Here is a 12,509-nt window from a genome sequence, read left to right as displayed (position 1 = left end):
CTCCTAAGGATCATCAATGAGCGAAAACGGCGCCAGCACGGCGGCCGCCCGGACAGCACGCATGGAACGCACCACCAGCGAGTCCTCCGTCCTGGTTGAAATCAACCTCGACGGCACGGGAGTCTCGGATATCAGTACCTCGGTGCCGTTCTATGACCACATGCTGACGGCGCTCTGCAAGCATTCGCTCATCGACATGACCGTCAAGGCGACCGGAGACACCCACATCGACGCCCATCACACCGTCGAGGATGTTGCCATCACCTTCGGCGAGGTCCTGCGTACCGCCTTGGGTAACAAAGCAGGCATCCGTCGCTTCGGCGAGGCCACGGTCCCGTTGGATGAGGCTCTTGCCCACGCCGTGGTCGACGTTTCCGGACGGCCATACCTGGTCCACGGCGGGGAGCCCGCCGGTCAGGAATACCACCTGATCGGTGGACATTTCACCGGTTCACTGACGCGCCACGTCTTTGAAGCCATCACGCTCCACGCCGGTATCTGCCTCCACATGAACGTTTTGGCTGGTCGGGATCCGCACCACATTGTGGAGGCCCAGTTCAAGGCCTTCGCGCGTGCACTCCGTTCCGCCGTCGAGTCCGACCCCCGTGTCGAAGGCATTCCGTCCACCAAGGGTGCCCTGTGAGTACGCACATCCTCAAGGATGGTGCCATCGTGGATCCCAAGGCTGCCAGCCGCATTGTCTCGCCTGAAGGAAAGCCGACCGTCACGGTCCTAGACTACGGCTCGGGCAATGTCCGCTCGGCGGTTCGGGCGCTTGAACGTGCCGGAGCGGATGTCACGCTGAGCGCCAAGCCTGAAGACGTCCTGAACGCTGATGGACTCCTGGTCCCCGGCGTCGGTGCCTTCGAAACGGTCATGCGCGAGCTCAAAGCGGTGGACGCGATCCGGATGATCGGTCGTCGCGTTGCCGGTGGCCGCCCCGTTTTGGGCATCTGTGTGGGCCTCCAAGTCTTGTTTGAGGCCGGAGTGGAGCACGGAACGGAAGCTGAAGGCATGGGCGAGTGGCCCGGCAAGGTGGAACTTCTCCCTGCCCCCGTCGTCCCGCACATGGGCTGGAACACCGTGGACGTGCCGGAAGGATCAAAGCTGTTCGCCGGCGTCGAACACGAACGCTTCTACTTTGTGCACTCATATGGCGTGCAGAAGTGGGAATTCGACGTCGTCCAGCCTCGCATGGCGCCGCCTAAGGTGACCTGGTCCGAACATGGTGCCCCATTCATCGCCGCCGTCGAAAATGGTCCGTTGTGCGCCACGCAGTTCCACCCCGAGAAGTCCGGCGACGCTGGCGCCCGGCTCTTGCGCAACTGGGTTGAGAGCCTGCGTCCGCAGGCCAAGCCCCAGCCGCAGGCGCCAGAGGCCGGAGTTGTTGCCTAATATGTGGTCGGTGATCTTCATGGGTGCAGCCGGGCTGCTGGTTGGCGGAGGCATCTCCTTCCATCAGCAGAAACGTCCTGCCTGGGTTTCCATCTGTTTTTACGTACTCGCCGGCATGGCACTGCTGGCCGCCTACCTCTTCACTCTGCCCGCCAAATGATCCTGCCTGCCAAATGATTTTCCGGGCAACTAGCGCCCGTCCCACAACACCGAGGACTTCAATGACCACCGCCTCCGAACTGCCTGTTCTGGAACTCCTGCCCGCCGTCGACATCGTGGACGGCCAGGCCGTCCGTCTCCTTCAGGGAGAGGCCGGCTCGGAGACCAGTTACGGCACCCCGCTGGAAGCAGCCCTGAACTGGCAGAATGCGGGCGCCGAATGGGTGCATATGGTGGATCTCGACGCGGCTTTCGGCCGCGGAAACAACGCCGACCTCATCAGCGAGGTCGTTTCACAGCTGAACGTCAAGGTGGAGCTCTCCGGCGGTCTGCGCGATGACGAGTCCCTCGAGCGGGCACTGGAGCTCGGAGTGGCCCGCGTGAACCTCGGTACTGCAGCCTTGGAGAACCCGGAATGGACCCGACGGGCCATCGACCGCTTCGGTGACAAGATCGCCGTCGGGCTCGACGTCCGCGGCACAACGCTCGCAGGCCGCGGCTGGACGAAGGAGGGCGGGGATCTCTGGGAGGTGCTTTCCCGCCTTGAGGACGCCGGTTGCGCCCGCTACGTCGTCACCGACGTCACGAAGGACGGAACTTTGCAGGGTCCCAACGTCGAGCTGTTGCGCCAGATGGTGGAAAAGACCGGCAAGCCCGTGGTCGCTTCCGGCGGTATCTCTAGCCTGGAAGACCTTCGTGTCTTGCGCGAGCTCGTGCCGCTCGGTGTCGAAGGAGCGATCGTCGGCAAGGCGCTGTACGCCGGTGCCTTCACGCTCCCGGAAGCCCTGGACGTCGCCGGCCGCCGCTGATGTCGCACGATCCGCAGTCCCCGGCTTCTGACAAGACTGCAACTCCGGCCGCCCGGCAGTTGCCTGGGCACATCGCCGCGGCCCTGGCAGGTGCCGGGGGCGCAGGCGATTCTGCCGGCCGGCCTTGGGCGGGCCGGAGCCTGAGCGGCGATGCCGCCAAGATCCATAATTTCGAGGACGACGACGGAACGGCCGACGCCGGCTATGTCGCCGCGGTCGCTGCGCTCCTCGCCGGTACGGGAAGCGAAGCTGCGGTGGTGGCTTCCTTGGCCACGGCCAGGGTCTTTGTCCCGGTGGTCGCCCAGCTCGCGGAGGAATCCGAAGGTGTGGACGGCCTTCACGCCGACAAACAGGCCGACATGGCTCTCGTGACACTGAAGGCGCCGGATGGCCGCACGGCCATGCCGGTTTTCACCTCGGCTGCTGCCCTGGAAGCTTGGCACCCGCAGGCTCGTCCCGTCGCCGTTTATGCGGCACGGGCGGCGCTTTCTGCCGTGTCCGAGGGAGCCCAGCTGCTCGTCCTGGATCCCGGATCGGATGTCACCTTTGTGGTGCGCCGTCCTGCCATGTGGTCACTGGCACAGCAGCGCGACTGGACGCCGTCGTACCTTGATGATGAACTGGAAGCTGCTCTCAATTCCTTGGCGGGGATGTACCCGGCCGTGCGGCGCCTTGAGGTCCAGCCGGGATCGGGTATGGCCTCGCGCATGGCTGACGGATCGACCATAGCCGGCGGGGGACCCGGGCCCGAATTGCGCGTGGTGCTGTACCTCGAAGACGGCCTGGACGCCGTCGCGGTGCAGGATCTGGTCTCCGGGCTGAACGGGCGTTGGGCGCAGAACGAATTGTTCGCCGAGCGGGTTGACTCGATCGAAGTCAGCCTGCAGCGGGCGGCACAGTAGCCGAAGGCACCGGGGGAACGTCCTTGTCCTGCCGTCGGCAGAACAGAGGATGTAGCTCGTGAATTTCTCTCTCTACCGGGAGATGCTGTCTATCACGTCGGTGCGGCGTCTTTTGCTGGTGGGCATGGTGGCCCGCATACCGCACTCGGCCGCGGGAGTTCTGCTCACCTTGCACATCGTGCTGACCTTGGGCAAGGGATACGCCGCCGCCGGTGCTGCCGCCGCGGTATTCACCATCGGCATCGCGATTGGCGCTCCGTGGCGAGGGCGGCGCGTGGACACTGTCGGCCTGCGGAAGGCGCTTATTCCTTCCGTGGTTTCGGAACTGGTCATTTGGTCCGTCGTGCCCCATGTGAGCTATGAGTGGATCTTGCCACTCGTGTTTGTCGGAGGCCTGCTGACGCTCCCGATCTTCAGTGTGATCCGCCAGTCGCTCGGTGTCCTGGTAGATGGTGAGCAGCGGCGTTCCGCGTACGCCCTGGACTCGATTGCCACCGAAGTGGTTTTCATGATCGGTCCCGCGGTGGGCGCAGTGGTGGCTACCAGCGGGTTCACTGTCCTTGGCCTGACCATCGTGGGCGTTTGCACCTCGGCCGCCGGGCTCTTCCTTCTATGGTTCAACCCGCCCACCCGAAGCGATGATGTCCTGGATGCCAGCCAAACGGCCGACCGGGATGCCGATGAACTCCATGCAGCCGAAGCTGCCGTTCTCGCATCGGCTCCGGCCCATCTCCAAGAAGCCGCTTCGGAGATGGCACAGGCAGTTTCCCAAGCTTCCGGGCTGCGGGGAAAAATGGCCAGGAACTTCACCTGGTTCAGCGCGGCGGTGGCGGCGGTGTTTGCCGTTGCCGCAGGATCCGGCATGGTTCTGAGCGGTACCGACGTCGGTATCGTGGCGGTTTTGCAGCGCGGCGGGCACCAGAACGAGATTGGCATTGTTTTCTTCTTCTGGTGCGCCTCCTCGGTGGTTGGCGGACTCATTTACGGAGCGATGCACCGGCCCGTTTCACCGATCCTGCTCCTGCTGGGCATGGCGGCCCTGACCATTCCGATGGGCTTCGCCGGGGACACGTGGACTCTTGCCTGGTTGTCCTTGTTGCCCGGGGTGCTCTGCGCGCCGGTATTGTCCGCAGCCTCTGAAAAGGTCGCCGACATCGTGGAGGAGGACCGCCGCGGCGAGGCAATGGGCTGGTATGGCTCGGCTCTGACGGCTGGAGTGGCTTTCGGTTCGCCGTTCGCCGGGCTCTTCATTGACGGGGTAGGGCCTTGGGCCGGATTCGTGGCCATCGGAGCGGCTGGAGTGGTGCTGTGCCTTGCCGGACTGGTTCTTCAACTACGTCGGCGCCGGATCATGACCAACGCCCAGGCCATCGTGGTGGATCCAGCCGACTGAGCCGCCCGGATACGACGACGGCGGGCCGGCCAAAAGGCCAGCCCGCCGTCGCGGTCTAACAGGTGAGTCCGGGTCAGTTGACCGGGCCGGTGAACTTTTCGCCCGGGCCCTTGCCCGGCTCGTCCGGGATCAGGGATGCTTCGCGGAACGCAAGCTGGAGGGAACGGAGGCCATCGCGCAAGGGGCCCGCATGTTGTGAACCGATCTCCGGTGCAGCGGCCGTGACTAGCCCGGCCAAGGCGGTGATCAGTTTGCGGGCTTCGTCCAGGTCCTTGAGCTCCTCGGCCTCGGGGTCGTCGGCCAAGCCCACCTTGACAGCCGCTGCGCTCATGAGGTGAACGGCGCCGGTGGTGATGACCTCAACAGCCGGAACTTCCGAAATGTCGCGGATCTGCTGGCCTACTCCGGCGTCAGTACCGGTGGGCTCGTGGTCGAGGGAATTGCTGTCTGAAGTGCTCATGCTGGTAAGCTTGTCACAGACCGACTGGAAGTCGCCATTTTTCAATGGCACACGCAGTATTCGGCCACCCATCGTAAATGTGCGGTTGGCGGACGATTTCTGTAGAATTGGTTTTCAGTTTGCAAGCGGAGTTCTCTCCCACCCGCGTCAGCCGTTTCCCTTCGGGGATGTAAGTTGCCGGGTACCTGGTCGGACACCGTTCAAGGTAAGCCTTGGATGGTGCGAACGCCTCCATGGAGGGGCCGTATCCGATCTTTCGAGGCCTTCGATTGCGCCAGCAATTGGGGGCCTTCTCTATTTGCCGGTGGAATACTCATCACAACAACAGGAGCTTTGACATTAGCGAGCCAAGAATCAATGAGCGTATCCGCGTCCCCGAGGTGCGTTTGGTCGGCCCTGCCGGCGAACAGGTTGGAATCGTCCGTATCGAGGACGCCCTGCGTCTTGCTGCCGAGGCTGATCTGGATCTCGTTGAAGTTGCACCGCAGGCCAAGCCTCCGGTGTGCAAGCTGATGGACTTCGGTAAGTACAAGTACGAAGCCGCTGTTAAAGCCCGTGAGGCCCGCAAGAACCAGACCAACACGGTTCTGAAGGAAATCCGCTTCCGCCTGAAGATCGATACCCACGACTACGAGACCAAGCGCGGCCACGCGCTTCGCTTCCTGGGTGCCGGTGACAAGGTAAAGGCCATGATCCAGTTCCGCGGACGTGAGCAGCAGCGCCCCGAAATGGGCATCCGCCTGTTGCAGCGATTCGCCGAGGACGTTGCCGAAGTTGGCGTGATTGAGTCCAGCCCGCGCATCGATGGCCGCAACATGGTCATGGTGATCGGCCCGCTGAAGAACAAGGCAGAGGCCAAGGCCGAGGCCCGCCGTGCGGCGCAGCGCGCAGAAGCCAAAGCCCAGAACGAAGCGAAGGCTGCTGGCCGGATCGACGTTTCAGGCGAGGATGCTCCCTTGACGCAGTCCCTTGCGGACCTGCTTCCGGCGGAACTCTTGACCCAGGCTGAGGAAGCCCAGGCCGAGGAAACGGCACCAGAAGTAACCGTGCCGGAATCTGTTGAGGCCGAGGTTGCCGAAGCTGAAGAGGCAGCTCCTGCTGTTGAGGAAGCCGTTGAAGAGACGCCGGTTGTCGAAGAGGCTCCCGTAGTTGAAGAGACGCCGGTTGCCGAGGCCCACGTAGTTGAAGAGACGCCGGTTGTCGAAGAGGCTCCCGTAGTTGAGGCAGCGCCGGTTGCCGCACCGGCGCCGGCAAAGGCTCCGGAGCAGGCAGCTCCGAAGCCTGTTGTACCGGCTGCTCCCAAGCCTGCTGCTACACCAATGCCGAAGCCGATGGCGAAGCCCGCGGTTCCGAAGCCTGCAGCTCGACCGGCAGCCCCCAAAGCTGCCCCGAAGCCTGCGGCACGCAAGACCAACTAGTCATGCCGCAGGAGGTGCCCCCTCCGCCCGGCAAGAAAGCAGCGGCCACCCCCTATGGGGTGGTTGCACGAAAGAACTGCAGACCCAATCTGCGGACACGTAAGGAGATCGGTTCCCATGCCGAAGATGAAGACCCACAGTGGTGCTAAGAAGCGCTTCAAGCTGACCGGTACGGGCAAGCTGAAGCGTCAGCAGGCCAACCGCCGCCACTACCTGGAGCACAAGTCCTCCACCCTGACCCGTCGCCTTGCCGGCGACAAGATCGTCTTCAAGGGCGATGCCAAGGTCATCAAGAAGATGCTCGGCGTCTAAGTTCCAAGTTTTCTGGTTGCTGCCATCCGGTAGCCGCCGACTACACCAAAGCCTTCTCAGGCCGGCCGGGTTCCCGGCAGTAGCAGCTTGGGATAAGAATTTTGAAGGAGTACGCACGTGGCACGTGTGAAGCGGGCGGTAAACGCCCACAAGAAGCGTCGGGTTGTCCTTGAACGGGCCAAGGGTTACCGCGGTCAGCGGTCTCGCCTGTACCGCAAGGCAAAAGAGCAGCTGCTGCACTCGTTTGTGTACAGCTACGGCGACCGCCGCAAGAAGAAGGGTGACTTCCGTCGCCTCTGGATCCAGCGCATCAACGCTGCATCCCGCGCCAACGGCCTGACCTACAACCGTCTGATCCAGGGCCTGAAGGCCGCTGAGGTCGAGGTTGACCGCCGCATGCTGGCAGAGCTGGCCGTTTCCGACGCCAACGCTTTCGCTGCGCTTGTCAAGGTTGCCAAGGATTCCCTGCCTGCAGACACCTCCGCTCCGGCTGCCAAGGCCRAGGCCGCTCCGAAGGCTACCGCCAAGACTTCCGCGGCTACCAAGGCTGCTCCGGCAGTCAAGGCCTCCGTGTCCGAGGAAGAGCCCGCTGCTAAGGCTCCCAAGGCCAAGGCTGCGAAGAAGCCGGCCGCTGAAGCTGCTGAGTAGCACGCGTAGCCTCAGTTCATGGGACAGTGGCAACTGCCACTAAAGTTCTGTATATGAACGAAACCGGGCGCCCGCAAGAATTTCCGATGTCCAACCCCCGAGCCGATCGGGTGAGGGATGTCGCAAAGCTTGCAGGGCGCCCGGCCCGTTTAAAGCGGGGCAGGTTCCTCGCGGAGGGCCCCCAGGCTGTTCGCGAGGCACTGGTCCTGCATCGGGAGCGGACAGCGGCGGGGCAGACCGGCGTCGTACACGAAGTCTACGCAAGTGAAAGCTGCCTGGACCGGTTGCCGGAACTTGCCGAGCTCGCCGATGGCGTTGCCTTGCGCCTGGCGAATGACGATGTGCTGGCCGCCATGGCGGACACGGTCAACCCCCAGGGCATTGTGGCCGTCTGCAGTTTTGTGGATGTGAGCCTTGAATCAGTGCTCGACGCCGGTCCTCGGCTGATCGCCGTCATGTGCCAGGTACGGGACCCCGGCAACGCGGGAACAGTGCTTCGGGCTGCCGATGCTGCAGGGGCGGATGCAGTGGTGCTGACGGCCTCGAGCGTGGATATTTACAATCCGAAGGCTGTGCGCTCCACCGCGGGCTCGCTCTTCCATTTGCCGGTTGTCCTGGGAGCGGACGTCGAGGAGCTCGTGGCCCTCTGCAAGGAGCGTGGCATCGGGATCCTGGCCGCGGACGGCTACGGCACCCTCAATCTGGATAAACTTCAGGATGAGAACGCGGCACGCCGCCTGGGCGCGTCGGCAACTCCTTCTGACTACGCACTTGAGGCCCCGACGGCCTGGTTGTTCGGCAACGAAGCGCAAGGACTATCAGACTCCGAGCTGGCACTCGCAGACCATCGTGTTGCGGTGCCCGTCTACGGCTCGGCTGAAAGTTTGAACCTCGGCACTGCCGCTACTGTTTGCCTTTACGCCAGCGCGCGCTCTCAACAAGGTTCCTGACAATTTCGCTACAGGTACCGTAATGCTTGCGGGGATGCGATCCCGTGGTCCGTTCCTGTCGATTCACTCACATCCCCTGAACCGAAGAAGAGGTGGAGCTTTCGTGGCTGCAAATGGCGGTACCAAGGCAATCGTGGCGGCATTGAGTGCCAACCTGGCGATTGCAGTGCTCAAGTTCGTCGCTTTCGTCCTAACGATGTCGTCGTCCATGTTGGCCGAGGCAATCCACTCCGTAGCCGACTCCGGCAACCAGTTGCTCCTGCTGCTTGGCGGGAAGCGGGCGCAGCGTGCCGCAAGTCCAGAACACCCGTTTGGCTATGGCCGTGAGCGCTATATTTACGCCTTCATCGTCTCGATCGTGCTATTCAGCGTGGGCGGTCTTTTTGCCCTCTACGAATCCTGGGAGAAATTCCAGCACCCGCATGCCATTGAAGGCGATTTCTGGTGGGTGCCGCTCGCCGTGCTGCTGGGTGCCATTGTGGCGGAATCCTTCTCGTTCCGCACTGCAATCCACGAATCCAATCCCTTGCGCGGCAAGCAGAGTTGGATCAAGTTCATCCGCAACGCCAAGCAACCGGAATTGCCCGTGATCCTCCTCGAGGACTTCGGAGCTCTCCTGGGCCTCGTTTTCGCGCTGTTCGGCGTGAGCCTGACCCTCATCACGGGCAACGGCCTGTGGGACGCCGCGGGCACAGGAATGATCGGGCTGCTTCTTGTGGGAATCGCCGTGGTGCTTGCCGTGGAGACCAAGTCTTTGCTGCTCGGCGAATCGGCCACCAGAGAGGACAACGCGCGCATCACGGAAGCCATTGAGTCCGATGGCACCCGCATTATCCACCTCAAGACCATGCACTTGGGCCCGGAGGAGTTGCTGGTCGCTGCGAAGATCAGCGTGGCCGCGGCTGATACCGGCCAGGCGATTGCCAAAGCGATCGACGACGCCGAGCTCAGGATCCGCACTGCGGTGCCGATCGCCCGCGTCATCTACCTTGAACCGGACGTGGAGCGCGTCCAGGTCTGAGCAGCACAGCGGCGGGCGCGCTATCCGGCGGCATGCGTCTAAGCAACGAAGGAGCGAGCATGCAGAGGATGATGCGCTTTCGTCGCGTAGCCAAGCACGCGAAGGCAGCACTATGCCGCCAGTGGCCTTTTTCGTTCCAACCAGCCGCTGATGCCTGCGACGCCGAGGCCCAGGACTGCGAGGACAGCACCAACGAGGGCCGGAGCCACGTAGCCCCAGCCCCAAGCGATGACCACGCCGCCAAGGAAAGCGCCAAGGGCGTTGGCGATGTTGAGTGCGGAATGGTTGAGCGAAGAAGCCAGCGACGGTGCGTCCGGCGAAGCGTCGAGGAGCCGTGTCTGCAGGGGCGGAATGAGCATGGAGCCGATGCCGCCCACGATGAACACCATGACGAATGCAGACCACGCCCAGTGGGCCGCGATGGCGTAGACCACCAGGGCCAGTGCGATGGCCGGAAGAACCCGATAGATGGTCCCCATGACGGACTTGTCGGCGATCCGGCCGCCCAGAATGTTTCCTGCCACCATACCGAGTCCGTAGAGGGCCACCACTAGGGGTATCAGCGACTGCGGGATACCGGCCACGGAGGTCATGGTGTGGGCGATGTACGTATAGGTGGCGAAGAACCCGCCAAAACCGATGATTCCGATCAGCAATGCCAGCCACACTTGGATGCGCTTGAGGGCGCCAAGTTCCCGGCGAATGCTCGCCTCGGGGTGGGCAGGCTCAAAGGGGACGAACTTCCACAGCAGCACAGTAGTGGCCAGGCCGATGACGCCGACCATCACAAAGAGCAGTCGCCAGCCGAAGGTCTGACCAAGCCAGGTGGCCGCGGGAACGCCGATGACGTTGGCAATGGTGAGCCCGCCCATGACCATCGAAATCGCCCACCCACGCTTGGTGGGCGCAACCAGGCTCGCAGCGATGACTGCAGCGATCCCGAAGAAGGCGCCGTGGGGCAGGCCCGAGGCAAACCTCGTGATCACCATGGTTCCGTAGTCCGGGGCAAGGAAGGACGTCAGGTTGGCTATGGACAGGAACAGCATGAGTCCCAAGGCAAGTTGCTTGCGGGGGAGGCGGGCGCCAAGTGCCGCGAAGATCGGTGCGCCCACCACGACGCCCAAGGCATAAGCGGAAATCAGATTGCCGGCCTCGGGAGTGCTGATGTTGAGTCCCTGCTCGATCTCCTTGAGCAAGCCCATCATGGTGAACTCCGTGGTCCCGATAGCGAATCCACCCATGGCGAGGGCAAAGATGGCCAGTGCCACGTGGCGGCTTCCGGCCTTTTGGGAGGTCTTGCTGACTGCTGTGGTGGTCATTGTCCTGTTTCTTGGGGATGAGCTGGGCGCCGCACGAACGGGATTAAATCCGACTTTCAAGCTTAGTGCGAGACCCATGCGAATGTCCCTGTATGTGACCACTTCCATAGGCAAGATGCTTGGCCTGACGGCCAATAGACTGTTGCGGTGACTGGACTGATAAGTGTGGCGGGCGCCGCCGTCGTCGATTCCCTTGAAAACCCGAGCCGGCTGCTGGTCGCCAGGCGCAGCGCTCCGCCGCAATTCGCTGGAATGTGGGAGTTCCCCGGCGGCAAGCTCGAAGCCGGGGAGTCCTTCGAGGACGCGCTGCACCGGGAACTGATCGAAGAACTTGGGGTCACTGTCCGGCTCGGTGCCGAAGTGGTCGCGGACGACGGTGCTGGGTGGCCGCTGAATGAGCGGGCCGTTATGAGGGTATGGTTCGCTGAACTGCTCGACGGCGAACCGCGTCCGCTCCAGGACCACGATGAACTCCGCTGGGTCCCCCTCGGCAACGGCGACGAGGCGTTCGCGTTGCCCTGGATTCCCGCTGACCTGCCGATTGTCCAGGCCCTGCTGGAACGGGTGGATTCAGGACTGCTCGGCTAGAAAAGCGTCGACTGGCCCGTTGTTGGAAAAGGAGAGGGCGGAAGGGGCGCTGGCTTTTCCCTGCTGGTAGCTGCGTTCCGGTGGCTGAAACCGCTGCTCCCTGAAAAGCCGTGACGGGCCTTAAAGTAATTGATGCGGCCGCTCAGCCAGGTCCTGTATTCCTTCGAGGCATACGATCCCTGGCCGTAGAGACGCCGGTACTTACCGACGAGGCCGGCGTGGTTGGCAGCCAGCCACTGCATGAACCATTCGCGGGTGCCCGGCTTCAGGTACAACGCTCCGGCGGTCACTCCGGTGGCACCGGCCTCGGACAGGGCCGTGAACAGTGACTCCAAGGCGTCGTCGCTGTCGGTTAGCCACGGCAAGATGGGCATGGCCATGACTCCGCAGGGCAAACCCGCCTCGCGCAGCCGGCGGATGAGTTTGAGCCTGGCGCGTGGTGCGGGCGTGCCCGGTTCGACGGCCGAGGCGAGGGTTTCGTCGGTCATGGCCAAGGAGATGCCCAAATCCACGGGTACCTGGCTGGAAGCGTGCTTAAGCAGGGGGATGTCGCGGCCCAGGAGGGTTCCCTTGGTGAGGATGGAGAACGGCGTCCCGGAATCGGCCAGTGCCCGGATGATTCCGGGCATGAGTTGGTAACGGCCCTCGGCGCGCTGGTATGGATCCGTGTTGGTGCCCAGAGCGACATGATGGTGCCCCCATGACGGCTTGGACAGTTCCTTGCGCAAGACCTCCGCCGCGTTGATCTTCACTATCACTTGCGAATCGAAATCGTGACCGGCGTCGAAGTCCAGATACGTGTGGCTTTTGCGCGCGAAGCAGTACACGCAGGCGTGGCTGCATCCACGGTAAGGGTTGACGGTCCACTCGAAAGGCATCTGGGAACCGGACGCCACCTTGTTGAGCACCGATTTGGCGGTGACCTCATGAAAGGTGACTCCGGAGAACTCGGGGGTTGAGATGGAACGCACAAGCCCGGCCAGCGGCAGCAGGGCATCCGAGGCTGGGGCGGCTCCGGACGGAACGCTGTTGCTGTTGTCTCCGGGTGCCGGACCACGTTGTGGTGAAAGTGCCTGTGCGTCCCATCTCATGGCCTCCATTCGAATATATGTTCGAACGGTTGTCAAGGCCTGCT

General features: G+C 63.1%; 15 protein-coding genes. 12 read left to right on the top strand and 3 right to left on the bottom strand.

Annotation, left to right across the window (positions count from 1 at the left end; genetic code table 11):
* Positions 1-16 precede the first annotated feature (16 nt).
* The 6 genes from hisB (at position 17) to AC1DLO_RS07940 (ending at position 4,658) form a co-directional block, all read left to right on the top strand.
* Positions 17-643 (top strand): imidazoleglycerol-phosphate dehydratase HisB, encoded by a 627-nt coding sequence (gene hisB, locus AC1DLO_RS07965; protein ID WP_234753135.1) that lies wholly within the window; start codon positions 17-19, stop codon positions 641-643.
* Entirely contained in the window at positions 640-1,395 is a 756-nt protein-coding gene (hisH, locus tag AC1DLO_RS07960) for an imidazole glycerol phosphate synthase subunit HisH (RefSeq protein ID WP_184735763.1), read from the top strand. Before hisB ends, hisH begins: the two co-directional genes overlap by 4 nt.
* Complete coding sequence (locus AC1DLO_RS07955) at positions 1,388-1,555, top strand: hypothetical protein (RefSeq protein WP_184736768.1); 168 nt, start codon at positions 1,388-1,390, stop codon at positions 1,553-1,555. Before hisH ends, AC1DLO_RS07955 begins: the two co-directional genes overlap by 8 nt.
* Before the next feature lie 61 nt (positions 1,556-1,616).
* Positions 1,617-2,363 carry a bifunctional 1-(5-phosphoribosyl)-5-((5-phosphoribosylamino)methylideneamino)imidazole-4-carboxamide isomerase/phosphoribosylanthranilate isomerase PriA gene (gene priA, locus AC1DLO_RS07950; RefSeq protein ID WP_476889115.1) on the top strand — a complete coding sequence of 249 codons (747 nt, stop codon included), beginning with the start codon at positions 1,617-1,619 and terminating at the stop codon, positions 2,361-2,363.
* The gene (locus AC1DLO_RS07945) at positions 2,363-3,265 is read left to right on the top strand and encodes an SseB family protein (protein ID WP_476889114.1); all 903 of its coding nucleotides are present in this window, start codon (positions 2,363-2,365) and stop codon (positions 3,263-3,265) included. The genes priA and AC1DLO_RS07945 overlap by 1 nt, the downstream gene beginning before the upstream one ends.
* Before the next feature lie 58 nt (positions 3,266-3,323).
* Complete coding sequence (locus AC1DLO_RS07940) at positions 3,324-4,658, top strand: MFS transporter (protein ID WP_476889113.1); 1,335 nt, start codon at positions 3,324-3,326, stop codon at positions 4,656-4,658.
* Between the two features lie 73 nt (positions 4,659-4,731).
* Here AC1DLO_RS07940 and AC1DLO_RS07935 read toward each other — a convergent pair whose 3' ends face one another.
* Entirely contained in the window at positions 4,732-5,118 is a 387-nt protein-coding gene (locus tag AC1DLO_RS07935) for a DUF1844 domain-containing protein (protein WP_078105657.1), read from the bottom strand.
* A 380-nt stretch (positions 5,119-5,498) separates the two neighbouring features.
* Here AC1DLO_RS07935 and infC point away from each other — a divergent pair, with 380 nt between their 5' ends.
* From infC to AC1DLO_RS07910, 5 genes are all read left to right on the top strand, one after another.
* Positions 5,499-6,536, top strand: coding sequence for a translation initiation factor IF-3 (infC, locus tag AC1DLO_RS07930; protein ID WP_476889112.1), 1,038 nt, complete (start codon positions 5,499-5,501; stop codon positions 6,534-6,536).
* 117 nt (positions 6,537-6,653) lie between these two features.
* Positions 6,654-6,848: a 50S ribosomal protein L35 gene (rpmI, locus tag AC1DLO_RS07925; RefSeq protein WP_059387794.1), complete on the top strand. Its 195-nt coding sequence runs from the start codon at positions 6,654-6,656 to the stop codon at positions 6,846-6,848.
* 117 nt (positions 6,849-6,965) lie between these two features.
* Positions 6,966-7,496: a 50S ribosomal protein L20 gene (rplT, locus tag AC1DLO_RS07920; protein WP_476914450.1), complete on the top strand. Its 531-nt coding sequence runs from the start codon at positions 6,966-6,968 to the stop codon at positions 7,494-7,496.
* A gap of 53 nt (positions 7,497-7,549) precedes the next feature.
* Entirely contained in the window at positions 7,550-8,446 is an 897-nt protein-coding gene (locus AC1DLO_RS07915) for a TrmH family RNA methyltransferase (protein ID WP_476889110.1), read from the top strand.
* A 103-nt stretch (positions 8,447-8,549) separates the two neighbouring features.
* A complete protein-coding gene (locus tag AC1DLO_RS07910) occupies positions 8,550-9,467 on the top strand; it encodes a cation diffusion facilitator family transporter (RefSeq protein WP_476889109.1) in 918 nt (305 codons plus the stop codon).
* A gap of 110 nt (positions 9,468-9,577) precedes the next feature.
* On the opposite strand, the gene AC1DLO_RS07905 is transcribed toward AC1DLO_RS07910, so the two are convergent.
* Positions 9,578-10,786 (bottom strand): MFS transporter, encoded by a 1,209-nt coding sequence (locus AC1DLO_RS07905; RefSeq protein WP_476889108.1) that lies wholly within the window; start codon positions 10,784-10,786, stop codon positions 9,578-9,580.
* Positions 10,787-10,933: 147 nt separating this feature from the next.
* Here AC1DLO_RS07905 and AC1DLO_RS07900 point away from each other — a divergent pair, with 147 nt between their 5' ends.
* A complete protein-coding gene (locus AC1DLO_RS07900) occupies positions 10,934-11,374 on the top strand; it encodes a (deoxy)nucleoside triphosphate pyrophosphohydrolase (protein ID WP_476889107.1) in 441 nt (146 codons plus the stop codon).
* Here AC1DLO_RS07900 and AC1DLO_RS07895 read toward each other — a convergent pair.
* On the bottom strand, positions 11,371-12,465 hold the full coding sequence (locus AC1DLO_RS07895) for an Rv2578c family radical SAM protein (RefSeq protein ID WP_476889106.1): 1,095 nt from the start codon (positions 12,463-12,465) through the stop codon (positions 11,371-11,373). The two genes, AC1DLO_RS07900 and AC1DLO_RS07895, sit on opposite strands and share 4 nt — an antisense overlap.
* Positions 12,466-12,509 lie beyond the last annotated feature (44 nt).

It is taken from the genome of Arthrobacter sp. 01T419, assembly GCF_056398865.1.
Note: the sequence above shows the minus strand (reverse complement) of the source record. Positions and strands in the feature narration are given on the sequence as shown.